This window comes from Halohasta litorea, assembly GCF_024494645.1.
GTDB classification, from domain to species: Archaea; Halobacteriota; Halobacteria; order Halobacteriales; family Haloferacaceae; genus Halohasta; species Halohasta litorea.
Genome location: NZ_JANHDJ010000002.1, coordinates 1 through 24,987, shown reverse-complemented (window position 1 = coordinate 24,987; position 24,987 = coordinate 1). Strand labels below are relative to the sequence as shown.

25 protein-coding genes, 1 tRNA gene, 1 pseudogene and 1 riboswitch are annotated in these 24,987 nt (G+C 63.0%); of the genes and pseudogenes, 11 read left to right on the top strand and 16 right to left on the bottom strand.

Going from position 1 to position 24,987, the window contains the following annotated elements; genetic code table 11:
* Positions 1–151 precede the first annotated feature (151 nt).
* From NO877_RS04885 to NO877_RS04875, 3 genes are all read left to right on the top strand, one after another.
* Complete coding sequence (locus tag NO877_RS04885; RefSeq protein WP_256395200.1) at positions 152–427, top strand: Sec-independent protein translocase subunit TatA/TatB; 276 nt, start codon at positions 152–154, stop codon at positions 425–427.
* Between the two features lie 55 nt (positions 428–482).
* A tRNA-Arg gene (locus NO877_RS04880) sits at positions 483–555 on the top strand.
* A 283-nt stretch (positions 556–838) separates the two neighbouring features.
* Positions 839–1,570, top strand: a complete 732-nt coding sequence (locus tag NO877_RS04875; protein WP_256395199.1) for a profilin-fold protein — start codon at positions 839–841, stop codon at positions 1,568–1,570.
* A 7-nt stretch (positions 1,571–1,577) separates the two neighbouring features.
* Here NO877_RS04875 and crcB read toward each other — a convergent pair whose 3' ends face one another.
* Positions 1,578–1,943, bottom strand: a complete 366-nt coding sequence (gene crcB, locus NO877_RS04870) for a fluoride efflux transporter CrcB (protein WP_256395198.1) — start codon at positions 1,941–1,943, stop codon at positions 1,578–1,580.
* Positions 1,943–2,323 (bottom strand): fluoride efflux transporter FluC, encoded by a 381-nt coding sequence (locus NO877_RS04865; RefSeq protein ID WP_256395197.1) that lies wholly within the window; start codon positions 2,321–2,323, stop codon positions 1,943–1,945. Before NO877_RS04865 ends, crcB begins: the two co-directional genes overlap by 1 nt.
* Positions 2,324–2,326: 3 nt before the next feature.
* A riboswitch (Fluoride riboswitch) is annotated at positions 2,327–2,391 on the bottom strand.
* A gap of 189 nt (positions 2,392–2,580) precedes the next feature.
* On the opposite strand from NO877_RS04865, the gene ahbB reads away from it, so the two are divergent.
* The 3 genes from ahbB to hemA are packed head-to-tail and all read left to right on the top strand — an operon-like array spanning position 2,581 to position 5,692.
* Positions 2,581–3,642: a siroheme decarboxylase subunit beta gene (ahbB, locus tag NO877_RS04860; RefSeq protein ID WP_256395196.1), complete on the top strand. Its 1,062-nt coding sequence runs from the start codon at positions 2,581–2,583 to the stop codon at positions 3,640–3,642.
* Entirely contained in the window at positions 3,639–4,316 is a 678-nt protein-coding gene (locus NO877_RS04855; protein ID WP_256395195.1) for a precorrin-2 dehydrogenase/sirohydrochlorin ferrochelatase family protein, read from the top strand. Before ahbB ends, NO877_RS04855 begins: the two co-directional genes overlap by 4 nt.
* The gene (gene hemA, locus NO877_RS04850) at positions 4,313–5,692 is read left to right on the top strand and encodes a glutamyl-tRNA reductase (RefSeq protein ID WP_256395194.1); all 1,380 of its coding nucleotides are present in this window, start codon (positions 4,313–4,315) and stop codon (positions 5,690–5,692) included. The genes NO877_RS04855 and hemA overlap by 4 nt, the downstream gene beginning before the upstream one ends.
* Positions 5,693–5,699: 7 nt before the next feature.
* Here the strand turns inward: hemA and NO877_RS04845 are convergent, their stop codons facing one another.
* Positions 5,700–6,869: a hypothetical protein gene (locus NO877_RS04845; protein WP_256395193.1), complete on the bottom strand. Its 1,170-nt coding sequence runs from the start codon at positions 6,867–6,869 to the stop codon at positions 5,700–5,702.
* Between the two features lie 361 nt (positions 6,870–7,230).
* Between NO877_RS04845 and NO877_RS04840 the strand changes: the two genes are divergently transcribed.
* The 3 genes from NO877_RS04840 to NO877_RS04830 all read left to right on the top strand — a co-directional run bounded on the left by NO877_RS04840 (position 7,231) and on the right by NO877_RS04830 (position 8,634).
* On the top strand, positions 7,231–7,500 hold the full coding sequence (locus tag NO877_RS04840; RefSeq protein ID WP_256395192.1) for a 4a-hydroxytetrahydrobiopterin dehydratase: 270 nt from the start codon (positions 7,231–7,233) through the stop codon (positions 7,498–7,500).
* Positions 7,501–7,515: 15 nt separating this feature from the next.
* A complete protein-coding gene (lwrS, locus tag NO877_RS04835; RefSeq protein ID WP_256395191.1) occupies positions 7,516–7,887 on the top strand; it encodes an LWR-salt protein in 372 nt (123 codons plus the stop codon).
* A 69-nt stretch (positions 7,888–7,956) separates the two neighbouring features.
* Positions 7,957–8,634 carry an HAD family hydrolase gene (locus NO877_RS04830; protein WP_256395190.1) on the top strand — a complete coding sequence of 226 codons (678 nt, stop codon included), beginning with the start codon at positions 7,957–7,959 and terminating at the stop codon, positions 8,632–8,634.
* A 29-nt stretch (positions 8,635–8,663) separates the two neighbouring features.
* Here the strand turns inward: NO877_RS04830 and NO877_RS04825 are convergent, their stop codons facing one another.
* From NO877_RS04825 to nasA, 6 genes are all read right to left on the bottom strand, one after another.
* Positions 8,664–9,398 carry a bacteriorhodopsin gene (locus NO877_RS04825; protein ID WP_256395189.1) on the bottom strand — a complete coding sequence of 245 codons (735 nt, stop codon included), beginning with the start codon at positions 9,396–9,398 and terminating at the stop codon, positions 8,664–8,666.
* On the bottom strand, positions 9,395–11,089 hold the full coding sequence (locus NO877_RS04820) for a methyl-accepting chemotaxis protein (protein ID WP_256395188.1): 1,695 nt from the start codon (positions 11,087–11,089) through the stop codon (positions 9,395–9,397). The genes NO877_RS04825 and NO877_RS04820 overlap by 4 nt, the downstream gene beginning before the upstream one ends.
* Before the next feature lie 81 nt (positions 11,090–11,170).
* Positions 11,171–11,935 (bottom strand): Nif3-like dinuclear metal center hexameric protein, encoded by a 765-nt coding sequence (locus NO877_RS04815; RefSeq protein WP_256395187.1) that lies wholly within the window; start codon positions 11,933–11,935, stop codon positions 11,171–11,173.
* A 72-nt stretch (positions 11,936–12,007) separates the two neighbouring features.
* The gene (locus tag NO877_RS04810; RefSeq protein ID WP_256395186.1) at positions 12,008–12,379 is read right to left on the bottom strand and encodes a 30S ribosomal protein S8e; all 372 of its coding nucleotides are present in this window, start codon (positions 12,377–12,379) and stop codon (positions 12,008–12,010) included.
* 140 nt (positions 12,380–12,519) lie between these two features.
* On the bottom strand, positions 12,520–13,857 hold the full coding sequence (locus NO877_RS04805; RefSeq protein ID WP_256395185.1) for an MFS transporter: 1,338 nt from the start codon (positions 13,855–13,857) through the stop codon (positions 12,520–12,522).
* Positions 13,858–14,327: 470 nt separating this feature from the next.
* Entirely contained in the window at positions 14,328–16,427 is a 2,100-nt protein-coding gene (gene nasA / locus NO877_RS04800; protein WP_256395184.1) for an assimilatory nitrate reductase NasA, read from the bottom strand.
* 593 nt (positions 16,428–17,020) lie between these two features.
* Between nasA and NO877_RS04795 the strand changes: the two genes are divergently transcribed.
* Both NO877_RS04795 and NO877_RS04790 read left to right on the top strand, forming a co-directional pair.
* Positions 17,021–18,829, top strand: a complete 1,809-nt coding sequence (locus NO877_RS04795; protein WP_256395183.1) for a nitrite/sulfite reductase — start codon at positions 17,021–17,023, stop codon at positions 18,827–18,829.
* Entirely contained in the window at positions 18,822–18,971 is a 150-nt protein-coding gene (locus tag NO877_RS04790) for a hypothetical protein (RefSeq protein WP_256395182.1), read from the top strand. The genes NO877_RS04795 and NO877_RS04790 overlap by 8 nt, the downstream gene beginning before the upstream one ends.
* Positions 18,972–19,010: 39 nt before the next feature.
* Here the strand turns inward: NO877_RS04790 and NO877_RS04785 are convergent, their stop codons facing one another.
* From NO877_RS04785 to NO877_RS04755, 7 genes and pseudogenes are all read right to left on the bottom strand, one after another.
* On the bottom strand, positions 19,011–19,556 hold the full coding sequence (locus NO877_RS04785) for a carboxymuconolactone decarboxylase family protein (protein WP_256395181.1): 546 nt from the start codon (positions 19,554–19,556) through the stop codon (positions 19,011–19,013).
* A gap of 54 nt (positions 19,557–19,610) precedes the next feature.
* A complete protein-coding gene (locus NO877_RS04780) occupies positions 19,611–20,276 on the bottom strand; it encodes a cyclase family protein (RefSeq protein WP_256395180.1) in 666 nt (221 codons plus the stop codon).
* A gap of 37 nt (positions 20,277–20,313) precedes the next feature.
* Positions 20,314–22,308: an AMP-dependent synthetase/ligase gene (locus NO877_RS04775; protein WP_256395179.1), complete on the bottom strand. Its 1,995-nt coding sequence runs from the start codon at positions 22,306–22,308 to the stop codon at positions 20,314–20,316.
* A 36-nt stretch (positions 22,309–22,344) separates the two neighbouring features.
* Positions 22,345–23,241, bottom strand: a complete 897-nt coding sequence (locus NO877_RS04770) for an MBL fold metallo-hydrolase (protein ID WP_256395178.1) — start codon at positions 23,239–23,241, stop codon at positions 22,345–22,347.
* A gap of 87 nt (positions 23,242–23,328) precedes the next feature.
* On the bottom strand, positions 23,329–23,802 hold the full coding sequence (locus tag NO877_RS04765) for a halocyanin domain-containing protein (protein ID WP_256395177.1): 474 nt from the start codon (positions 23,800–23,802) through the stop codon (positions 23,329–23,331).
* A gap of 81 nt (positions 23,803–23,883) precedes the next feature.
* Positions 23,884–24,456: a cysteine hydrolase family protein gene (locus tag NO877_RS04760; protein ID WP_256395176.1), complete on the bottom strand. Its 573-nt coding sequence runs from the start codon at positions 24,454–24,456 to the stop codon at positions 23,884–23,886.
* Positions 24,457–24,881: 425 nt separating this feature from the next.
* Positions 24,882–24,987: pseudogene (locus tag NO877_RS04755) on the bottom strand (IS5/IS1182 family transposase); the annotation flags it as partial.

The window sequence follows — 24,987 nt, the reverse complement described above, 5'->3', positions numbered from 1 at the left end:
ACCTTCGCTTTGCCTGTGTGTCGTTTCAGTGTTTCGTTGTGCTACTGTCGACCGGTCGCGCACACGCGCCAGTTGGCTGATACGTCAGGCCGGTTCGGCCCGGTTGTGAGCAAAAAGCCTATAGTTGCGACAGGGTTATCGATTGATAGACATGGTCAACGTGCTTCCGCTGTTCGGCCCAGTCGGCCCGGAGATGCTCATCATCCTGCTCGTGTTAGTGCTCTTGTTCGGCGCGAACAAGATCCCGAAGCTCGCCCGCTCGACGGGCCAGGCGATGGGCGAGTTCAAGAAAGGCCGCGAAGAGATCGAAGACGAACTCCAGGATATCAGTAACCCTGATACCGAATCGACGCCGTCGGCTTCGGCCGACACCGAGCCGGTTGTTGAGGACGACGAGACCGAGACGGAAACCGAGAAAGCCAACTAAGCCCGTCCGGGCCGGACGTTTTTTCATTCTTCAGTCTGGAGTAGCGACTGCGCTTGGGCACGTGGCCTAGTGGACAAGGCGAGCGGTTCCTAACTGCTCGATCGTGGGTTCGAATCCCATCGTGCCCGTTCAGTCACTACGTTCCTTCACGGGCACGGTTTACTCCCACTCGCTCCCTGCGGTCGCTCGCGGGAGTCCCATCGTGCCCGCTGTCTCCGAATAGCGAGGGACGGAGTCTCTCGGACCAAGCGAACGGGTGCGGAGCACCCGTGAGCAGACGAAGTGAGCAGCAGCGGCACAGGAATTCGAAGCAGGGAGCAGCTTTGCCGCGAGTGAGGTTCGGATTCGGTCTTACTCTTACTCCGACCGACAGTGAACGCTTTATTATCCTGACGCGCCTACCAGTAGTGAATGGACGACGGGCTCGATGTAGAGACGGCATCAACTGACGAGCTTCGGGCCCAGCGGGAGGCGATTCTCGCCGACGTGCGGTCCCATGCCGGTGAGATCGCCCGGGAACTCGCGCTCCTGGAGGGCGGCGACTACGGCCGCCGGTCGTTCACCGGCGACCACGGCGAGTGGACGGTCAAATACGAGGCCGGGCGGCTCGAATTCCTGCTGTTCGAGAGCAAATCCGGGGCCGAAACTTACGTCATCTCGACCAAACAGCCTCCCGAACCAAAGGCACTCCGCGATGCCATGCAGGATTACGACGCCTTCGTCGAAGCCTACAACGACTTCGTCGACACCCGCGAGGACGTCCTCGACGACGTGGATCCGGCGTTCCCCGACGTCCGATCGACCGAAACCGTCGTCGCCGACCGCGACCGCATTGTCGCGGCGATCCACGAGGTCGCCACCGAGATCGCCCAGCAGTGTTACCGCTATGAGGGCACCGACTACGGCACTTTTTCGACGACGGTCGACGGCACGCGCTGGGAACTCAAATGGGAAGAGGGACAGGTCTCGTATCTTCGGGTTGGCGGCGAAGGCGGCGTCTATCTGCTCTCCCAGTACAGCCCGCCGTCGGCACCGGATGTCCGGGCGCTCGCCGACGATGTCGAGCCATTTGTCGAGGCGTTCAACGCGTTTGTCGACGATCTCGAAGTCGACCTCGGTGGTGTGTCATTTACCGATGCCTAACCGAACCTCAGCCGACCAGTAGCCACGCCGCCCCGACGGCGACGGCGCTGAGCGCGAGGTTTCCGACGGCGTTGGCGAGCGCATAGCCAGTCATGCCGTCCTCCCAGAGCCGGACGGTCTGGACGCTAAACGAGGAGTAGGTCGTGAACGCGCCGCAGATGCCGACGCCAACGAACAGCGTCGTGGTCTCGCCGAACCCGCCGAATATCACGACACCGAGGGCGAAGCTCCCGACGACGTTGACGACGAGCGTCGAGAGAGGGAACCGCCTCTGGCCGCCCCAGCGAGCGATGAGCGTGGCGATCAGATACCGGAGGACGGCCCCGATCGCCCCGCCAGTGCCGACGAGATAGGCGGGCTCGGTAGGGACCATCAGCGATCACCTCCGCGGACGAACTGTCGACCGGCGAGCACCGCGAGGAAGCCACCAGCGTAGCTCACGCCGACGTAGCCGAGCGCAGTCAGTGGCTCAGTGAGGACGGCATCCAGGACGAACGCACTGTAGGTCGTAAACGAGGAGAGAAATCCCGTTCCGAACACGAGCCTTGAGTTGTCGCCGATTGCTGACTGGCCCAACGAATCGTAGACCAACACGCCGAGGGCAAAACTGCCGAGGACGTTCACTGCGAGCGTGCCCGGCAGTGTGCCGGGAACGAGGAGGTCGACAAAGTGCCGGAGGTTGGCCCCGGCGAAGCCGCCGACGGCGATCAACAGGATCGGTTCGAGCTGTGAGAGGAGCTGTTTGGGTGTCATGGATGGAAGCCAGGAGCCATCAGCCCGGTCGGCGGTTTGGGCGGGCGAGCCCCATCGCCCGGAGGGATACTCCTCGGTTGCGGCAGTCGGCCACAACGGTCTATTTTTTCGAGACCGGGCAGTGGACCTAAACGTTCGCATCTCCGGCAGGATTACACCCGGTCGACAGTGACAGATCTCTACCGTTGACCCGCAGCAGCCGTGCTTCGAGACAGTCGCTCCGAGACGCTTATTCACCCCCAACCCCCAGTGTGGGTATGCAACAGGTCGATGCGGAGCTGTCGGCACTCGACCGCGCGATCGTCAACGCCTTTCAGGGCGGATTTCCGACGGTCGAGCGTCCGTTCGAGCCCGCGGCGGCGGCACTCCGTGACCGGGGGGTCGACGTGACGGCCGACGAACTGCTCGCGCGCGTCCAACACCTCGACGAGGAAGGAACCCTCACGCGCTTCGGCGCGCTGGTCAACGCCCAGGAAATCGGCGGCAACGCCTCGCTGGTCGCCATGCACGCCCCGCCCGAGCGGTTCGACGAGGTCGCCGAGCAGGTCAACGCCTTCCGCGAGGTTGCCCACAACTACGAGCGGGAACACCCACATCTCAATATGTGGTTCGTCGTCTCGGTCGCCGACGAGGACCGGATCGAAGAGGTCTTGGGCGAGATCGAGGCCGAAACCGGCCAGGAGACGTACAACCTGCCCAAACTCCAGGAGTTCCGTGTCGAGGCCAAGTTCATGCTCGATGGGCCGATCGAGGCGGGCGACATCGACCTCTCGACTCTCGGCCCGGACGTCGAGCCGACCGACCGGACGACCCTCACCCCCGCCGAACGGGATCTCGTCATCGAAATTCAAGGCGGGCTCCCGATCACCGCGACGCCCTACCGGGACGTCGCCGACGCGCTCGATGCCGATGTCGACTGGGTGATCGCTACGATCAAACGCTTTAATCAGGAGGGGAAAGTCCGGCGTGTCGGCGTTATTCCGAACCACTACGCGTTGGGGTACACAGAGAATGGGATGACCGTCTGGAACGTCCCCGACGAGATTGTCTCCGAGGTCGGCCCCGAAATCGCCAGCCGCGGGTTCGTCACCCACTGCTACCAGCGACCGCGCCACGAGGGCGTCTGGCCCTACAACTTCTTCGCGATGACTCACGGTCGGACAGAAGAAGAGAGCCAACAGCGCATCCAGGAGGTCAAAGACCGAATGGACGACTTCTGGGACGTGGGCGACGACGACTGGGACTCGCTGTTTTCGACCCGAATCCTCAAAAAAACGGGCATCCGGCTGGCCGAACGGGCGGAGGCGAACACGGAGTGATACCGCTTTACCACGATTTCAGTGAGGAAACGGTGCTCGTCTTCGGCGGCGGCAGCGTCGGGGCCCGGAAAGCTCGACGGTTCGCTCGCGAGGCCACTGTGGTCGTCGTCAGTCCGACGTTCGACGACCGCTTCGAGGAGTTCGACGAGTCCGAACAGGCGGCTGTCGACCGGATTCGCGCAGCCCCCGAACCCGAAGCGGTCGGCGAGTGGCTCGACCGGTTCGAGCCCGCCATGGTCGTCGCGGCCACCGACCACACCGAGCTCAACAGGGCGGTCGGCGAGGCAGCCGACGAGCGTGGGCTCCTTATAAACCGCACCGACCGATCGGGAAGCCGAGATGTCGGTAGCGTCGTCGTTCCGGCGACGGTACGGGACGGTCCAGTGTCAGTCGCCGTCTCGACCGGCGGCAAGAGCCCCGCACTCTCGCGGTATCTCCGCCAGCAGATCGAAACCGAGATCCAGGATGCGGGCGCGATGGCCGAACTCACGGGCGAACTCAGGAGCGAGATCAAGGAGTCGGACTACTCGGCGGCAGATCGCCGGGCGGCTGTCCGATCGGTTGTCCGGTCGTCATCGGTTTGGAAGGCTTTACATACGGGTACTCCCAACGCAGAAAAAGAGGCAGAGCGCGTAATGGCAGCTGAACACGACGACAAGGGGGCAAGCCGATGATTCGGACCGGCGTCATCACGGGCGTTAGCGTCTCGCATGCCAACGCGAGCGTCGACGAGATCGAAGCCGCGAGCTGCGAGGACGTAAGCAGCCGCGTCTCGACGCTCCTGACGAATCCGGGCGTCTCGGAGGCTTTCGCCATCCAGACCTGCAACCGCTCGGAGGCTTACGTCGTCACCGACCGGGCCGAACAGGGCCGGGCGGCAGTCGCCGAGATCACGGCCGATGTCCGCGAGGGCGCGGTCGACCACATGAACCACGAGGCCAGCCTGCGGCACCTCATGCGCGTGGCCGCCGGGCTGGAATCGCTGGTGTTGGGCGAAGACCAGATCATCGGCCAACTCAAAACCGCCTTCGAGGCCTCCCGATCGGCCGACGGGATCGGCCCGCTGCTGGAGGACGCGATCATGAAGGCGATCCACGTCGGCGAACGGGCACGCACCGAGACCGCGATCAACGAGGGCGTCGTCTCGCTGGGCTCGGCGGCCGTCGAACTCGCCAGCCGGGAGACCGATCTCGCCGAGTCGACCGCACTCGTCGTCGGCGCAGGCGAGATGGGATCGCTGGCGGCCAACGCCCTGGATGCGGCGGGCGTCGACCGCCTGCTGGTCGCCAACCGAACGATCCCCCACGCCACCCACATCGCCGACACTGTCGACGTCGAGGCGTCGGCGATCGGCCTCGATGCGGCGGCGTCGGCCGCCGAGCGCGCGACAGTCGTCATTACTGCGACCGGGAGCTCCGAGTACGTGCTGAAGTCGGAGGGGCTCGCCGACGCTGGCGAGACGATCTGTATCGATCTCGCCCAACCGCGGGATATCGATCCCGACGCCGAGGAACTCGCCGAGGTCGAACTGTTCGACATCGACGCCCTCGAATCGGTGACGGAGTCGACCCACCGCCAGCGGCAGGCCGCCGCCGCGGAAGTCGAGGCAATGATCGACGAGGAGTTCGACCGCCTGCTGGCGCTGTTCAAACGCAAGCGGGCCGACGAGGCGATCAGTACGATGTACGAGAACGCCGAGCGCGTCAAAAACCGGGAGGTCGGCACTGCGTTCGCCAAGCTCGACGCCCACGGCGAGCTGACCGACAAACAGCGTGAGGTGATCGAATCGCTAGCGGATTCGCTGGTCGGCCAACTGCTGTCAGCCCCAACCAAGAGCCTGCGGGAGGCCGCCGCCGAGGACGACTGGACGACGATCCAGACGGCGATGCAGCTGTTCAATCCCGAGTTCGACGGCGAGTTCCCACCGAACGATGCCGAGATGGACGGGGAGTCGGCAGCGGAGTCGACCGAGATGCCAGCGGAGATCCCCGACGGCGTCTCACCGGACGAGATCCCGCCCCATGTGCTCGAACAGCTGTCCGACGACTAAGTCCGCGTCAGTGTGTTCGACTGCGTAGATGGGTGATCGGTTCCGGTCCATCACACCAGTTGAGAAATCCCGCCCAACGGTCTAGTGAGGTATCGATTTCTTGATTATAAGAGAGCGCAAAGTTACGAACATCGTTGTAGTCGACCCCTTCGTCGTAGACTCTGCGCAGTTGGGTTGCTTTGAGATGGGGTGCAACGGCGTGTGGGATTCGTCTAGTTGCGATTCCGGTTTTCGTATCGTGGAGTTCAACGGGCAATGCATAGTAGAGTGCCAAGTTTCCAGGGCCTCGAAGGCCGTCGCTTTCTTTCAACGTCCGTTCGGCTATCGCTCGCTTGGTTTCGGCTCCAGCATCCCGTGTGAATACCTGTGCTTGGGTGTCGAACTGATCCAGTAGAGTCGCCCCGGCTAGCTCGGCGTATCTCGCAGCGAAGCAGCCATCAGTGTACGACTCGACGGCTTTGTGCGGGAGAAACCATCGTTCGGAGTAGACCTCTTCGGAGAGTCCCAACCGTCGCGCTCTCTCGGCGGAGTTCTGTTCGAGCAAGCGGTGTGCCTCGTCGTCTTCGGCGAGTGGTTGCCACGGATCGTCCCAGTCCTCACGTCCAATTTCGAAATCACGGGAATCGACGTTTCGAACCCCGAGTGCCTGTTTTTCTCGGTCTGATAGTTCTTGGAAGATCTGTTTCGTGGATAGGTCGAGATAAAACTCGATATCGTGTCCGGTCATATCCGCGATGTCGAGACGTGTCTCACCGGCTTTGGTCCGTTTTGCTTCCGCAGAGAGGTTCGCCCACTCCAAGGAGTCCTTGATATCAAGCAGTTCCCGATACTGTGTCACGCTATCTACCACATCGGTGGTCGTGATGACGCCCTCCGAAAGCGGATATGCAAACATGGCGAGATCCTTTGCAAAAAAGTATGCTTCCGACTCGGCGAGGTTCCCTCGATCGTGTTCAATGAACCCGTATATGTAACAGACACCCATTGCCCACGCGAGGCAGTCGACCTCCTTGTTTACCGCTTGCCAGCCGTCAGCGTTGTAGTCGTACCAGAACTCTTCAAAAAGGGATTGCGGACCCTCCGTGGCTTCACACAGTGATTCGAACCCGTTTTCGGTTATCCGGTCGGCAAAGGTGGTTGCGGTCCGTATGAGGTGGTGATCATAGTCCTCAATCATGAATTATATCAGGTAGACTGATATTATAATAGACTCGAAATCATTCCGGAGAGAGCAAAACGGCTGGAGTAACGGACAGTTCGTGTTCGGTTGTCACGATACCCAGAAACGGAGTTGTCGGATCAGTCGACTGATCTTCACGTGGAGTCCCTCAGCGGTGTCTCACCTGCGGTAATCCACCCCATGTCCCCGAACGGTCGTCCACCGACTGAAAAGTCGATGCGATTGATATGCTGCTTTCGGCGGTGTCGGCGGTGTGGTGTTGGGTTATATCACAGAACCCACCGATCGAACGGGGTCGTAAGAGCCGGTCCGATCGATGGCCAGTAACTGTTATTGAGCCGGGCGTCGACACTCCGGTATGACCCTTACTGACGACGAGGTCGACACACAGCTTCCCGACGAGTGGGACCGCCAAGGCGACGAAATCGTCCGCACCTACGAGTTCGACGACTATCTCAACGGTGTTTCGTTCGCGAGCGATCTCGCCGAAATCGCCGACGAGGAGTTCCACCACCCCGAGTTGATCATCGGCTTCCGGAGCGTCGAGGTACGGCTGACAAGCCACGAAGCCGGTGGGATCACTGACGACGACATCCGACTCGCCGAGCTGTTCGACGACGAGTACTGAAAGCGAAGGGTATCCATGGCCGCCTACGTGTTCTGCGTTCGGTTCCGGCTTGATCCCGATGCGGTTCGGGTCGATCCCAACGAGTTCGAAACCGTCCTCCGGATACCGGCTGCCGACCCCGGCGAGGAGGGGTGGCTGTTCTTCCAGCAGAACCTCTGGCGTGGTAACGTCGGCGACGAGAGTCACTTTCGGTCGGTTGCCGAGGACCACCTCGGCGTGCCGGTCGACTCGGTCACGTTCAGCGAACTCGAAACCGACCCGTCGTATCTCGATGATTTAGAAAGCGAGATCGCAGCCGATCTCGCACAGTTCAACGCCGACTCGGTCGATGAGGTGCTCCACAAATACCTCGGCAGTTCGATCCACGTCCGGTCCGGAAACACCTGACTGTTCAGCTACCGGCCAGATTGTTACACCGTAACACACATATAGCAAGGTCACGTAACTATCTGTCCAATGGTCACAGAGGCGTACGATTTCTGGCTGTTCGATCTCGACGGGACGCTGATCGACACCGAGTGGGCCTACACCCGCGAGGTGTTCGACCGCGTCGGCGATCGACTCGGCCGCCAGTTCAGCGACCAGGAAGCCGAAATCCTCTGGCATGGGTTGGGTGGTGCCCGTGACCCCCAACTCCGTCAGTGGGGGATCGACCCCGCGGAGTTCTGGCCCATCTTCCACGACGAGGAACGGCCGGTCGTCCGGGCGGAGTCGACCTATCTCCACCCCGACGCGGTCGACTTCATGGCCGAAATCGAACGCCAAGACGTCCCGGTCGGCCTCGTGACCCACTGCCAGGAGTTTCTGACCCAGCCCGTATTGGACCACCTCGACATCGGCGACTGGTTCGATACGGTCGTTTGCTGTACCGAAGAGTTGGGGTGGAAGCCCGATCCCGCGCCCGTGAGCCACGCGATGAGCCAAATGGGCGTCACCGCGGGCCAGCGTGGCGTGCTAGCGGGTGACGGTGAAAGCGATATTGGAGCCGCTTGGAACGCTGGCCTCGACGGGATTCACGTCGAGCGCCACGGACCACAGCGGCGAGGGCGGTGTGTGCTCGGTGATTATCGCGTCGACTCCTTCGCGCCGCTGCTGTCGGATGTGGCGACTGACGGCGGGACGGAAACGCGCTGAAAAGCGAGTACGGAGCAGTCGTGTTGCGGTTAGTCGGCGAGGTTCGGGTTGGCAGTCGACTCCTCGCCCCCGGCGTCCATCGCCAGTGCCTCGTTTTGCAGCGGATTGAGGGCATCCCGACCGAGCAGTGCGAAGACGGCGAAGCCGACCTTCGTGATGATGTCGAGGTAGACGATCACCAACATCTCGGTGTTGGCCTGTAGGAGTCCGAAGCCGACCGGTGCCAACAGCCAGACGACGGGGTACATCGTCCAGAGGACGACAGTCACGTTGCGGAGTTTGGTAAACACCATCGCCACGCGGTCGGTCTCGAAGGCCGCCTGCTCGGGGAGCGCGACCACGAGCAGATAGGCGAGTGCGAGGTAGGCCACACAGCCAGCGCCGAACAGCACCAACGAGATCGCGCCGCTGGAGAAGATCGCTGCGGTTCCCAGCAGGATCAACGCGACGTCGAGGCCGATCAACATCGCGTAGAGCCGTTTCCCCGGCTTACAGAGCAACGCCATATAAAGGATCAACAGCGGCGTCGTCAACAGCCAGTCGACGTAACGTGGTACGTAGAAACTTGCCCCGTCGACTGGGATCGTCCCGATTCCCAGAGAGGTCAGCGTGTAGGAGGTCGCAGCGATCCCCGTAATGGCTGCGAGGATTCCGTAGTAGGTCCGGTTTTCGGGCTCGTTGAGCGCGAAGTACACCGACGGGAGCGTCCCGGCGGCCAGCGCAACTGCACCCACCGCAGCCCACTGTTGGACCGTCAGTATCATCGATCATCACCGAACTGGAAACCACCGTCATCGTCGTCGGTGTACTTCCCGCCGTCGGTGGCTGCCATCGAACTCCCGGTCGTCGAGCTGTCGACCGTGATCTCGTTGCCGACCGTCGAACTCCCGGCTCGGGTCGAACGGTTGGCAGTGTCGACCTCGAACTGATCCAGGAGATCCATGAGCTTCTCGGCCTGCTCGCCGAGATCGGCGGCCTCGCGTTCGACCGTCCGGAGGCTTTCGAGCTGCTGTTCGGTGGTGTCGGTGACGTTGTCGGCCGCACTGCTCGTCTGTTCGCTGATCGAGGCGACCTCATCGATCATGTCGACGACCGCGCCGGCAGCGCGAGCCTGGTCTTCGGTCGTCTGGTTGATCTCGCTCATACTGCTGTCGATCTCCTCGACGTACTCGATGACGTTGTTGAGCTGGTCGATCGCGCCCTCGACGGTTTCGACGCCCTGACTGATCCGGATCGTGGTTTCGTCCATTCCGGCGACCGCATCGCCGGTCTTCTCCTGGACGCTCTGGATCTTCCCGTCGATCTCGCTGGCGGCCTCTTTGGTCTCCTCGGCCAGCGATTTGACTTCCTCGGCGACGACCGCGAAGCCTGCACCCTCCTCGCCCGCGCGGGCGGCCTCGATCGAGGCGTTCAGGGCCAGCAGGTTGGTCTGTTCGGCGATCTCGCTGATCATGTCGGCGATCTCGCCGATCTCGGTCATCTCCTCGTCGAGCATCTCGATGTCCTCCATCGTCTCGTCGGTCGTCTCCTCGACGGCGGCCATCTGTTCGAGCGCGTCGGCGGCGGCGGCCTCGCCCTCGGTTCCGGCCTCGGTCGCGTTCTCGGTCGTGTTGGCGACCGTTTCGACGGTGGCGGCGACCTCCTCGGCACCCGACGAGAGGCCGTCCATCTCGTTTGCGACCTCGCGGAGGTTCTCGGTCTGGGTGTGGGCCCCGTCGGAAATGTCCTCGACGGCCTCCGAGACGCTGCCACTGGTCTGCTGGAGCTCCTCGGCACGGTTGTCGACGCCGGTTGCAGCCTCACCGACCGTATCGGCGAACGTCGTGACCTCGCCGACGGTCCCTTCGAGTTCGTTGAGCATCTCGTTGAACGCGACGCCGACCTGATTCATGGCTTCGCTTTCGCCGTTAGGATCGACCCGCTGGGTCAGATCGCCGTTGGCGACCTGTCGCATGGTTCGTTCGTAGCTCTCGGCCTGCCGCTCGATTCGGGATGCCCGGCGCTCCATCTCGTCGCGGGCCTCCTGGGCGTCCTGCGTCGCCTCTTCGGCCTGTCGTTGGGCCTCCTCGGCGGCGTCGATCTCCTGGCGCAGCGAGCGACGCATCGAGTCGAACGAGCGGTAGAGCTGGCCGATCTCGTCTTGGCGACTCGTTTCGAGGTCGACGTCCAGATCGCCGTCGGCCATGCGGTCGGCCTTCCCGGCGAGGTGTCGCAACGAAATGATCGTCTGGCTTCCGATCGTGACGCCGATCAGTGCGAGACTGATGACCGTCAGGAGGATGAGCCCGAGAATGTTCGATCCGAGTGCCGCGCTTTCGGCACCGAGCGCACCGACGGCCTCGATATGCACGAACAGCCCGGCGGTGACGACGATACCGGCGACCCCGAGCAACGACAGTGTCAGCTTTGCCGCGTAACTGCCGCGGATGATGGTTGATGACTGCTCCGTACTCATAGTGATAGCGACTAGTTAGATATCATGACTGATAAAACCACATCCCCCAGTTATCACCACTGAGAGTCGTCTCCCGTCGGGTTACAGTCCTGTCGGATGGGCGTGGTAGCTCGTCGACAGTCCCCACTCCTCGACCAGCGACTGCACGCTCCGCACGCCGAACGTTTCGGTCGCGTAGTGGCCCGCCAGAATCACGTTGAGCCCGGCCTCGCGGGCCTGATGGTAGACTTTCTGTTTGCCCTCTCCGGTGATGAGGAGGTCCGCGTCGGTCGCGACGGCCTCGTCGAGCCAGTCCGATCCGCTGCCGGTGACGATGGCCACCGTCTCGACGTCGTCGGGCCCGAACTCGAACAGCTGGACGGCGTCGGTGCCTTCCAGCTCGCTTTCGAGTTGGGTGGTGATGTCGGCGATCGTGCGGGGGTCAGCCAGCCGCCCCTGCTGGCCGATCGTCACCGGTCCCATCGAGCCGAACGGCGCGGTGTCGACGAGACCCAGCAACTCGGCGATTCCGGCGGCGTTACCCAGTCGCTGGTGGCCATCGAGCGGGAGGTGCGAAACGTAGAGTGCGATGTCGTTGGTTATCAATGGCGCAATGCGGCGGTACTGCCGGTCGGTAACGCGCTCGATGCCGCCCCACGAGAGGCCGTGGTGGGTGACCAGCACATCAGCATCCGACTCGGCGGCGGCTTCGATCGTTGCCTCGGCGGCGTCGACCGCGAAGGCGGCGTGTGCGATCTCCTGAGTAGGTGGGCCGACCTGCAGGCCGTTGGCACTGGCGTCGACATCGCTGTAGGCGTCGGTATCGAGTTCTTCGTCCAGCCGAGCGGTGAACGTCGAGAGTTCCATACCGAAGGCTACGGGGCAAACGGCTTGTAAGCCACGAACTGAGTGTGGCTACGAGTCGAAAGTAAAGGGGCGTTACTCGATCGAGACGGCGTTGACCTGGCCGACCTGGCCGGGACGGGAGGTCACGCGGGCTTTCCCCTCGCTGGTCTGGATGACTGCGCCCTTCGTGATGATGTTTCGGCGGACGTAGTTGACGTTCGCGGGGTTCTCGACGACGTCCTCGATTTCGACTTCGGTCGTCTCGCCGTCCGCCGAGAGCTGGGCGACGTTGGTCGAGAGCGCCCGAAGCTTGTCCTCGTTGCCACGGGAGTCGATGAACTGGAGTCGTGGCTCGTCGACGGTCGTCTCGGCGGGCTCACGGCCCAGCTGGTGGCGTTTCTTCTTGCTGAAGTGCTTGAGCCGACCGCCGGTCCGCTTCCGCGTGGAGTGTCCCTGATCTTTCATACTCCGAGATGAGCACCAGCAGCTACTTGAATCGCTCGAAACGGCGCGGTCGGCTGTCGGTGTGTAGCTCCGTCCGAGCCACAACGTCGACAGTCGATCTCCATGGATCATGGCAGTCGAAACAGTGGTTCCGTCACCGGTTAGTCGTCGCTCGTGATCCCTGTTTTCGAGGGTCGCTTGCCGGAGACGATCCAGCCAGCCTCGTTTGCGCGTTCGGCGATATGTGGCTGGAAGACCCAGGCGGACAGCGCGATGATCGGAACCATTGAGACCGCCACGATGGCGTAGCCGACATGGAGGTTCGGGAGGAAGGCTGCCGAAAACGCCAGCGGGTAGATGACGCCGCCGGTGGTTCCGATCCCACCGACGATACCGGCGACCGTACCGGAGTTGTCGGGGAACATCGCCGGAACCTGAGCGAAAATCGCCCCTTCGGCGAACGCACAAGACATCCCGACAAAGAAGCCGGTGACGACGGCGATGTAGATGTTGCCGGAGAGTCCAGCGGCGGTCATTGCGAACATCATCACCATGATGAAGACGAGCGTGACGAACGTCCACTGGTTGCGGTACTGGCCTTCGAACCACGGCAGGATGTTCGTCTCTCTGCGCTGGACCACGTCGCTCACGTAGCCGCCGATCGGCCGCAACAGGCCAGCAGCGATCGAGAACGTCGCCGCGAACGTGGCGGCGATCACGATATCGCCCTGACCGAACGCCTCGCGGTAGTAGGTGCCGAGCCAGCCGTTCATCGCTAACTCGAGGCCGAAGCTCATGATGTAGGCCACAGACAGGACGACCGCCCCGTAGCGGGTGACGATGAACTTCCATTGCTCGAAGCTCACCCCAGCCTGTGTCGCTTCGCGTTTGGCTCTGTTCTTGGCGGGTTCGGTAAACAGGTAGTAGGCGATGCCGACTACCACCGACAGCAGGCCGGTGTAGAAGAACGCCGCCCGCCAGTTGCTGGAGACGGCGAGGAAGCCCGCCCCGAAGATCGGGTCGACGTAGTTCTCACCGAACACCCGAGGCAGGGTGAGGTAGGCACCGAGGCCCGCACCCGCGTTGCCGATCCCGGCGTAGATCCCCTCTGCAGTCCCGAGTTCCTCCTCTTCGAACCACTCGGAGACGTGCTGGATGCCGATCACGAAGGTGATCCCCGCCAGCGAGGCGACGATCCGTGAGGCGGTAAACACCTCATAGCTTTGGGCGAACGCACTGAGGATCGCAAACGAGCCGACCAGCAGCATCGTGATCGCACCTGTGACGTGGGCACCGACTTTGTCAGTCAACGGTCCGACGATGATCCGCCCCAGCGGTACGGCGATGATCGCTGTACTCGCGACGATACCGAGATCAGCGACACTGAGGCTGAACTCCTCGGCGATCGCATCCGTGAACGGGGCGAACGAAAACCAGATGACGAAACCGAGGTTGAACATGATCGTCGCCATGATCAACGTCTTGTGTTTGTCTTTCATGCCAGCTCACTCCCTTGGGCCGTCTCTTCCCGGTGTGCCTGCTCAGACGGCCGGTTCGAGGTCGACAACACGACGGACGGATTGGTACGTGATTCCTGCACGGTTTGCGCAGATAATGTCTGTATCATTGGTTCAAGCACGTATTGACCATGCATATGAGGGATTAATAAACTAAACGCTTGACATATGTGTTGATAGTGGCTTCGTAAGAGCTTATCTGTGGTTTCGATCAGAGGGAGACATAGAATTCAACAAGCGGCGGTGAGAAATGAAATACTGCAAAATACTCCTCGAAAAGTTCGACAGCAGAGGGCTGATACAGCCGATTTTATCGAATATTATTCGTTATAGATGTTGGTAGCCGCGTGCTTCGGTACGATCTCGGTTGGAACGGAACGGTTGACAATCAGAAACAGGCCCCAAACCACTAGCGCAGCCGAAACAGTTGTTGGGTCGGCGGCCGACCGTACTTAGCTACCGACAGATTCGGCGTGTGGATCGGGCTCGGCAGGCGGGTCGGCTCCGGTCGGTGCTTCGAGGTCGACCGCACACTGTTTGTAATTCGGTTCGTCGGACTCGGGGTCGACGGTCGGCAGCGTGAGTTGGTTGACTGCCGGATGGTGGATCGGGAGCCAGATGAGGCCGGGTGGAATCCCGTCGTCGGTTTCGACCGCGGCCATGACGGCCCCACGGCGTGAGACGATGACGGTCCGGCCCCGCTCGAAGGCCGACAGTCGGTTGGCGATCGTCTCCGAATGCATCCGGGCGGTCGGGAGGCCATCGCCGTCGGCCGACTGGCTCCGGACGCCGGTGTTGTAGATGTCGGCCTGTCGACCCGTGGTCAGCGTGAGCGGATAGGCGTCGTCGATCGGCTCGGCCAGTCCGCCGTGGGAAACCGCCGAAAACGCCGCCAGCCCCGACTCGGTGTCGAAGGCCCACTCGCCGTCGTCGTAGTACTGGTAGCCGCCCTCGCTTTCGGCGTCGGGGGCGGGCCAGCGAACCGCCAGCTCGTCGGCCAGTCGGCCGTAGGAGATGCCCGAGAAATCGGCCGTCGTGTCGGCGGTTAGCGATCGGAGTTCGTCGAACACCGACTCAGGATCGAGCGGCGGCGTCCCGAAGAGGTCGGGCTCGATCCGGTTCCCGATGGCTGCGATGATGTCGAGGTCCTGGCGGACCCCCTCCGGCGGCTCGGTGGCTGCGGTCACTCTGGAGACACGCCGCTCCATGTTCATCGTGGTCCCCTCGGTTTCGCCCCACGTCGCGGCCGGAAGCACCACATCCGCACACGCGACGGTATCCGAGTAAAAGGAGTCCTGGACCACCAAAAATACGTCTTCCAGGACGGATTTGACGTGGCTGGCATCCGGCATCCCCGCCGCGGGATTGGTGGCGACCGTCCAACAGGCATCGATGTCGCCGCGAGCGATCCGGTCGACGATCGTGACGAAGCCCGCCCCGCGGTCCCGCGGGAGCCGACTGAACGGCACTCCCCACGTCGAGGCGACCTCCTTGCGAACGTCGGAACTCCCGAACGGTTGGTGGCCGGGCCAGGTTTCCTTTGCGGAACAGACGCGGTTGCCCATCGAGTTGGCCTGGCCCGTGAGCGCAAAGGGACCGCTGCCCGGCCCCATGTTGCCGGTCGCCAGACAGAGATCGATCAGCGCGCGGGCAGTCGCCGTCCCCTGGACGCTCTGGTTGACACCCATTCCCCAGTAGATTAGCGTGGGGTCGGCGAGCGCCGTCGCGATCCGTTCGATCTCCTGGACCGACACGCCAGCGGTCTCGGCGGCCCGTTCGACGTCGGGCAGCGAATCGACCATTGGCTCGAAGCCAGTCGTCTGGGCATTGACGAAGTCGGTATCGACATCACCGGCGGTAACGACCTGCGCCATCACCGCCCGGACGAACGCCAGATCGGTGCCGGGGTCGGGCTGGATGTGGCTGTCGGCTTCCTGTGCGGTTTCGCTTGCGACCGGGTCGACGACCAGCAGCTGGCTGTCGTCGCCGCTCGCACTGTCTGCGATCCAATCGTAGAGGACGGGGTGGGCGGTTGCGGGATTGGCTCCCCAGACGAGGTGAGTCTCCGCGTCGGGGATGTCCTCGTAGGTCGGCGGTGGGGCGTTACCGCCGAAGGCTCGGTCGTAGGCGGTGACCGCCGAGGCCATACAGAGCCCCGTGTTGGCATCGTAGTACGGCGTCCCGAAGCCGCCCCGGGCGACCTTCCCCAGCGCATAGGCGGCCTCGTTGGTCTGTTGGCCGCTGCCGAGCACTGCGACACCGCCGGTCTCCTCGCGGAGCGCCTCGATGAACCGCATGGTGACAACGCCGAGTGCGGTATCCCAGTCGGTCGGCTGGAGGTCCCCGCCGCGGCGGACGAGCGGTTCGGTCAGCCGCCTGCCGTCGGGGCTGACGGTCTCTCGAATCCCGCGCTCGCAGTCCGCGCCGCTGTTGGTCGGATGGGCGGGGTTCCCCCGGGCCTCGATACGCCCACCGGTTTCGGTGTCCTCGCACTGGCGAAGGCCGCAGCCGACCGCACACCGCATACAGGTCGTCGGTTGCCACGGGCTCATCGACTGATCACCGGTATCGAGCCGCCGACTCGTCGGTCCGTGTCTGTTGGTTGTGTGAACATTATCTCAGCAGGTAGTTGTACTCGTATGCCGAGCGCAGCCTCATAAACAGTTTGCTAACACCGATATAACTACCGAATCGTAGTATAAAAATCTAAAAATTCGTTCGAATGGCAGTATCAACCCAAAGGAATCGGAGCGTCGGAACCTGGGTCGATCCCCTGTTCGGAGCGGCGATGGAAGTGAGTGAGTGAGTGAGCAAGTACGAAAGTGAGAAAGCGAGAAACTGGGTGGTACGATCAACGGCGAGGAGACCAATGCGGAACCTCCTGGACCCGCCAGCGACCCGCCGCCGGTGAAAATTGTCACACTCCAGGACCTCGTTACGCCGAAATTAAAATTCGGCTTCTATTTGCTGTAATATTTCCGCCGTTCGTCCCCGGTTGGGAGTTCATTTGGTTTCGATACTTATTTCGATATTTGTTAAACGAGCAGCTTTTTATGCTAATACACAAAGTGATATCCATGTCAATTGCCCATTCAACCACCGATAGTAGAGATGAGTTGCAGTTCTCCATAGGAGATACCACCCAATGAGTCAGAAAAAGAAAGAGGAGTACAAAGACGGATTGTACGGTGACGAGGTACGCGAGAAACTCATAGAGTTCGCCGAGCAGGGGTACGATTCGATCCCCGACGACGAGAAGGACGCCTGGCTCTCGCGGTTCAAGTTCTGGGGCGTGTTCGCCCACCGCTCGGGCCAGGAGGGCTACTTCATGATGCGGCTGACCAACTGTAACGGCATCCTGGAGCCGGGGCAACTTCGGGCGATCGGCGAGGTCGCCCGCGACTACGCCCAGGGACCGGTCGGCAACCCAGAGTACGGCAACGGCTGGATCGACTTCACCACCCGCCAATCGGTCCAGCTCCACTGGGTGAAACTCGAAGACGTCCCGAAGGTCTGGGAGAAACTCGAATCGGTCGGCGTCACCACCCGCTCGGCTGGTGGCGACACGATGCGAAACATCTCGGGCTGCCCGGTCGCGGGGAAGGCCATAGACGAGCTCATCGACACGCTGCCGATCCTCGAACGGTTCCAGGAGGAGATCCGCGGCGACAACGCCTTGTGCAACATGCCCCGGAAGTTCAACATCTCGATCACTGGGACGCCCGAGGGCGGCGCACAGGACTCGATCAACGACATCGGCCTCGAACCCGCGAAAAAGGAGATCGACGTTTCCGAGTCCGACTCGGAAGCCAGTCAGACGGAGTCTGACGCTGGCGAAGAGGTGCTGGGCTTTAACGTCCGGGTCGGCGGCGGTCTCGGCGGCCACGAGCCGCGGGTCGCCCGCGCGCTCAACGTCTTCGTCGAGCCGGACAACGCCTACGAGGTCGTCCGCGGCTTCGTCGAACTCTACCACGACCACGGCAACCGGGAGGTCCGCTCGAAGAACCGCTCGCGGTTTTTCGTCGATGACAAAGGCACCGACTGGATTCGTGAGACGCTCCAGGAGGAGTACGTCGACTTCGAACTCAAAACGGGCGGCAAGGATATGCGGGAGAACTACACCTATAACGCGGGCCGCTCCAGCGAAGACGGCAAATTCGACTACCTCGGCGTCCACGAGCAGAAAGACGGCAACTGCTACGTCGGCATCAACGTTGCCGTCGGCCGGATGGAAGCCCCCGAAGTGATCCGACTCGCCGACCTCGCCGAGGAGTACGGCTCCGGGGAAATCCGCCTGACGCGCCGCCAGAACCCGATCATCGTCGACGTCGATCCCGACCGGGTCGACGAACTCCTCCGGAAGCCGCTGCTGCACAAACACAAACCCGAACCCAACCCCTTCGTCCGCGGGGCGATGGCCTGTACCGGTACCGAGTTCTGCTCGCTGGCGCTCGCCGAAACCAAAACCCGGATGGCTGCGATGCTGCGCTGGCTGCGGGACAACGTCGACCTGCCGGACGATGTCGACCAACTCAAGATCCACTTCTCGGGCTGTACGGCCGACTGCGGGCAGGCCAACACCGCCGATATCGGCCTGATCGGGATGCGCGGCCGCAAGGACGGCGAGATGGTCGAAGCCCTCGATATCGGCGTTGGCGGGGGGATCGGCGAGGAGCCCTCGTTCGTCAACTGGATCCGCCAGCGGGTGCCCGCCGACGAGGTCCCCGGCGCGCTCAAAAACCTCGTCCAGGCGTTCGCCGCCCATCGCTTCGAGGGCCAGACCTTCCGCGAGTGGGTCGACGCCACGGGCGACGAGATGCTGATCGAACTCAGCGAGCCCGAGGAGACCAACTACGAGGACCCATGCCTCCACGACGCCAAACAGTCGTGGTACCCCTTCGCTGAGGACGACGAGCCGCAGTCGACGCAGGGAATCGCTCACGCCGATGACTGATTCGATCGCCTCGGCCGACTGCCAACACGTGTCGGCCGACGTGGCCCCGGAGCTATTCGACCCTGCTGACTGCTCGGCGGACGCCGAGAGGGGCGTCGACGCTGCTCCGGGTCAGCCAGCCGGACGTGAGACTGGCGGGTAGTCAGCGAGTAACCAGTTCCGTTCGGCCGGTAGTCGGTTCCTACTCCTCACCTTCGAGCCGCCAGCCGACGAACGGCGTCTCGGTCTCGACATCGAGGGCCGCGAGCAGCCGTCCGACCAAGAGATAGCCACCGGCGAGCGAGGCAACCCCGACGATCGTCTCGGGGCCGTAGCTGGCCGCGAGGGCGTCGTGGTAGTCGTCATCGACCGTCCCCCGCACGACAGCTACGGCGTACTCGATGAGCCGCCGGTCGCCGCGGTCGAAGTGGTCGAAATCACCGCCAGCGAGCGCGAGGATGTCGCTGTCGGAGACGCCCACGTCGCGGGCGATGGCGACGTGCTGGTGGAACTCGTAGGCCGAATCGATCTCGCAGGTAACTGCCAGAATGACGAGTTCGCGCTGTTCGGGATCGAGTCCGGAATCACGCCAGAGCGCCCCGAGGAACGTCCGGAGCCCGTACAAGGCGTCGGGATTGTTGCCGATCGCCCGGTAGATGTTGAGTTCTTTCCCCTGGAGTGCCGAAACGAGCAGATCCTGGTGTTCGGTCGGCAGTGCACTCTCGTCGACGTACGGAACGCGAGCCATAGGCCGTAGACGAGGGGCAGTAAGATATGTTGTGTGGTACCATTCATCTGCTTGTCAGGCGTCGACCACAGCGACGGCCCGAACCGGTGCGGCATCGCCGCCGCGGACCGCAAGCGGGTAGGCGTGAAGCTCGAAACGCGGCGGCAATCGGTGGAGGCCCCGAAGGTTCTCGACCAGTAGTCGGTCACTACGAAAGAGGGCGTGGTGGACCGGATACCCCGTCGGTTCGTCCGGGAGAGCGTTGTCGGTCGGTGTCGGGTCGACGTTGAGCGCGTCAATCCCGAGATGGAGCCCGCGGTCGGCGAGCCAGTCGGCGGCCTCGCGGGTGAGATACGGATGGTCGAAGTAGCGGTCGGTCCCCCAGTGGTCGTCCCACCCCGTTTGCATCACGAGTAAGTCGACTGCATCATCGAGGTCACTGTCGAGGGGGGCTGTGATCGTCTCGACACCGATTTCGGCCCGTGAATCGAGCGGCCGACAGTCGACCCGGCGCGCAGTAAATCGGAAGGTCTCGATCGGCAGTTCATCGACCGTCGTCCCGTCGGCGAGCATATGAGCCGGGGCGTCGAGATGCGTCCCGGCGTGGGAGTCGAGCTCGATCGACGTGGTTCGGAAGCCGTCGGCTTCGACGGTGGCGGTTGGTTCGACCCGAACCGGCGGGGTACCCGGGTAGACGCACATCTCCGATTCGATCGGATGTGAGAGGTCGTAGCTGGTCATACGTGGACTCCATCGGCTGCGTTGAAGTCGCTTGCCTCTATTCGTACAGCTGGTCGATCCGATCGGCGTACTGTTCGGCGATCGCCCGGCGTTTCTTTTTAAGTGTCGGTGTGAGTTGTCCGTTGTCGATCGAAAACGGCTCCGCGACGAGAGCGACCCGTTCGATCCGCTCGTATGGCTCGACTCCCTCAGTAGCCTGCTCGACAGCAGCCGCGATACGGTCCAGGAGACGCTCGTCGTCGACAAGTCGATCGCGCTGATTCGGGGGCTCGATGCCCTTACGGTCGGCCCACTGTTGGACGGCCTCGAACTCCGGAACGACGAGCGCGCCGACCGCGGGTCGACCGTCGCCGACGAGCAAACACTGCTCGACGAGCGGACTCTCGGAGATCGATTCCTCGATGGGACCGGGAACGACGTTGTGGCCGGTCGACAGCACCAGCAGTTGCTTGCGCCGACCGCGGAACGTCAGATAGCCATCGGGGCCCTGCCCGACCAAGTCACCGGTTCGGAACCACTCACGGTCGCCGTCATCACCCGACGACGAGACGAATGCCGCCTCGGTTGACTCCGGACGGTTCCAGTAGCCATCGGTCACGTTCGGCCCACGGACGAGCAGTTCGCCGAGTTCGGTTGCGCTGTCGGCTGACTGCAGTTTGCCGTCGTCGAGGCCGACCGTCGTATCCAATCTGGTCTCGACGTTCGAAAGCGGGGGACCGATCGTCCCCACGCGGGGGTCTTCCGGCGGATTGACGCTGACGACCGGTGCGGTCTCGGTCAGGCCGTACCCCTCGACAATCGGGAGGCCCATCCCGTGGAAGGTCGCACAGAGCTCCGCCGAGAGGCTGTCGCCGCCGCTGATGAACAGCTCGATCTCGCCGCCGAGAGCCGACCTGATCGACGAGTAGACCAGTCGATCGGCGATGCCGTGAGCCACCCGCAAGCGTCGACCGGGCGACTCGGCGCGATGAAACCGCTCGGCTACGTCGACGGCCCATTTAAATAGTCGCTCGCTAACGGGCGAGCCGCTCGCCTCTCGCTCGAAGCTCTCGACGAGTCGCTCGTAGAGCCGCGGGACGGCGGTGCTGCAGGTCGGCGAGACCAGCCGAAAGTCCTCGCCCAGCGTTTCGGGAGATTCGGCGTAGGCGATTGTCGCTCCCGCGGCGATCGGGAGATAGCTCCCGACGAGTCGCTCGAAGACGTGGGCCAGCGGCAGCACCGAGAGCTGTCGGCTGGTGTGGTCGAGCGACGGGACTGCGGCGGGGCGATCCGACCGCGAGCCGAGCCGACGGAGCATTCCCTCGGCGTTGGCACAGAAGTTGTCGTGGGTGAGCCGGACCCCCTTCGGCTCGCCGGTGGTTCCGGAGGTGTAGATGATGGAAGCGAGATCGTCCGGGCGGCGGGCGTCGAGCCACTCGGTCCAGGAGTCGGAATCGAACGCCGCCGCGCCGCGCTGGTAAACGGTGCCTAACGGATAAATATCGTCCCGGTCGCGGGCCGCCGCGGCCATCCCGCTGCCGTCCGGAAGGGAGTCCATAACGGCGATAAACGCGGGGTCGACCGCCGGGTCAACTGCGAGCACGCGCTTGAGGAGCGCCGCGTTCTCGACGACGATGCCGGTCGGTCCCGAATCGGTGAGAAGCGATTCGAGCCGGTCATCGCTGGCCGAGGGGTAGGCCGCGGTGACGACCCCGCCTGCCGAAAGCGCCGCGAGATCGACCTGTGTCCACTCCATGCGGGTGTGAGAGACGATCGCCAGCCGGTCGTCGGCCCTGAGGCCGAGGTCGCCGAACCCGGCCGCGAGCCGCTGGACGACCGCTTCGAGGTCGCTGTAGGAGAGATTGGCGTACTCGCCGTCGGGGGCCGCCTGGATCGCGTCGGCCTCGACCAGCGATCGGTCATAGATGCCGCCCTTATACGATTGGGCGGCCGCCGAGGGGTGGCGGGCTGCGGTCCCGGCGAACAACGCGGGGATCGACGACGATCCCAGCGACGGGTGATCGAACGCTGCTTCGGCGTCTCGGCGGTCCATATTCGCAGGAGCGGGGCGATAGTATAAAAATGTGGATCAGTCTTCGCGGTCCAGGAAGGCGAGGGCACCGCGAGCGTTGAGTTTTGCCTCCTCGCGGCCTTTCTCGTTGCCCCAGATTTCGGTGAATTCGGTATTGTTTGCGAAATGCTGGATGACAGCCTCGTCGTCGGCCAGTTCGTCGCGCCGCTGGCGGACCGCCTCGACCCACTCGACCAGCGTTCGCTTGTAGCCGTCGAGGAGTCGCTCGTTGTAGCCACGCGGCCCGAAATGACCGAAACAGAGTAGCTCGGGATCGAGTGCCTGGATCATCGAGACGTCGTCGAGACACCCATGGACGTCGAACTGCGGCGGCGGCGAAGTAACCCGGATTTCGTCGCGGCCGGGGACGTAGAGTCCTGCGGCGTCCGCGGTGAAGACCACGCCCGTGTCGGTCTCGAAGACGTGCTGGTGTGGGGCATGGCCGGGAGCCTCGTGGGCCGTTAGGCGAAGGCTACCGAGGTCGATCTGGTCGCCGTCTGCGAGTCCGCGAATCCGGTCTTCGGGGACCGGTTTCGGCTCGGTGTAGTATGTCCACATCTCGCCGACGGCGGCTTTGGTGCCCGCGATCAGTCGCTCGGGGTCGACGAGGTGCCGGACTCCTCGCTCGTGTGTGAGGACCTCGGCCTCGGGATACTGCTCGGCGAGAAAGCCCGCTCCCCCCGCGTGGTCGAGGTGGGCGTGGGTCGGGATTATGGAGGCGAGGTCGTCGATCCCGAGTTCGTCGAGCGCGTCGATGATGTACTCGTGGTTCGTGCCGATGCCGGTATCGACGAGCGCGGGCCGGTCGGCATCCAGGATGTAGACCGAGCCGTAGCCGTCGACGTCGTACATGCCGGTGTCGACGCAGTAGAGGTCGGGGTGGGCATCGACTGCTGTGAGGTCGCCGGGAGCCATACAGGATAGCCCTCGCGGCACGGCGTTAATCGTTCGGTCCGGAGCAGCCAGTAGCTCGGCTGCGGCCGGGCGGTCGCAGTGTGTCGGCTACTCGACGTATACGGTACCCCGCATCCCGAGGGATTCATGGGGGGTACATCTGTAGCGGTACAGTCCCGACGTCTCGAAGGTGTGGCTGTAGGTGTGGCCCTCGCTGTTGACGAGATCGCTCTCCAGGAGCCCCGCTTCGCCCTCGGAGACGACGTCGTGGCCGCCGCCCATGCCGGTCCACTCCCAGGTAACGGTCGTCCCCGGCGAGACAGCGATGGCCGTCGGATCGAATTCGTACTGATTGTACCCGACCTCGACGGTCACCGCTTCCTGGCCGGTCCAATCGACGGTACCGTTGTAGTTGTCGACGCCCTCGAACCAGTTGTCGTAGGCTGGCTCCTCGTCGAGGTACTCCCGATCGGCGGTCCGATCGTCGCCGGAGCCGCCCCCCGAACAGCCCGCCAGCAGCGTGACCGCCGCGATACCCGTCGTGCCGACGACTGCCCGCCTGCTGTATGTCGTCTCTCGCATCAGTATCCGATACGAACCGGCTGAAAAAACACCTACAGCGGTTTCTCAAAAATCGGTAACGCGCCAGCCAAGCCGAACGGATCAGTCGAAGGCGATCTCCTCGCGGGTCGTCGCCTCACCGTAGAGGAACTCCGAGTGGTCGACCGCGTACTCACGGTGGTCTTCATCAATGTAGCCAAGGGCGTCTTCGACGAGCACGGGTTTGAAATCCCGGAGCCCCGCGCTGCCTGCGGTGTGGAACACACAGACGTTGGCCAGCGTCCCGCAGAGCAGGAGAGTATCGATGTTGTGGGCCCGCAGCCAGCCCTCCAACTCGGTCTGATAAAAGGCGTCGTAGGTGTGTTTGACGACGACGTGGTCCGCGTCGTCGGCCGGAAGTTCGTCGACGATCTCGGCCTCCCACGAGCCCTCCAGGACGTGTTCACCCCAGCGGTCGAACTCGTCGTAGTAGTGGACGTCATCGAACTGATCGGGCGGGTGGACGTCTCGGGTATAAATAACGGGAGCGGTGGCCTCGTGGGCTCGATCGACCAACTCGGCGACGGGGGCGATCGCGTCCTCGCTGCCGGGGGCGTACAGCGAGCCATCCGGATGACAGAAGCCGTTCTGCATATCGACGACGACGAGCGCGGTCGTGGCTGGATCGTACGGCATACGCCCAGTTACGGTCGCCATCCACTAAATCCATCCGAAGCCCGCAGTGATCCGACGGGGACTCCGGTAGACAACTGGTTGATAGGTCGGCGACTGGACACCGAATAACATATACTCTATACGTCTGTGTTCCGCACATGGACGTTCAGCACTACCGTAATCGCGTCGAGACAGCCGTGCTCGATGCGGAGTACGAACCGATCACTGATGGATCGACCGATCCGTTCGATCCGGTCTGGCAGAAGCGAACCGATGATCCGACCATCGGTGTGACAGAAGACGTCGTCACCGTCGTCGACGCCGCGGGGTTCGACCCCGAGACGCTCACCGAAACCGCCGACGAGTTCCGAACGCTGGTAACCGACATCACGTCGTCCGAACCCGGTGGGATGGAGAACCTCTTCGAGGGTGTCATAGAAGAGTTCTCACACCGTGATGATCGTACTTCCTGGATTGTCTCCGCGTTCGTAGTTGGTGATAGCGACGACGAGGCGAAGGCACAGGGCAAGAAACACCTGCGCTCGTGCGTGG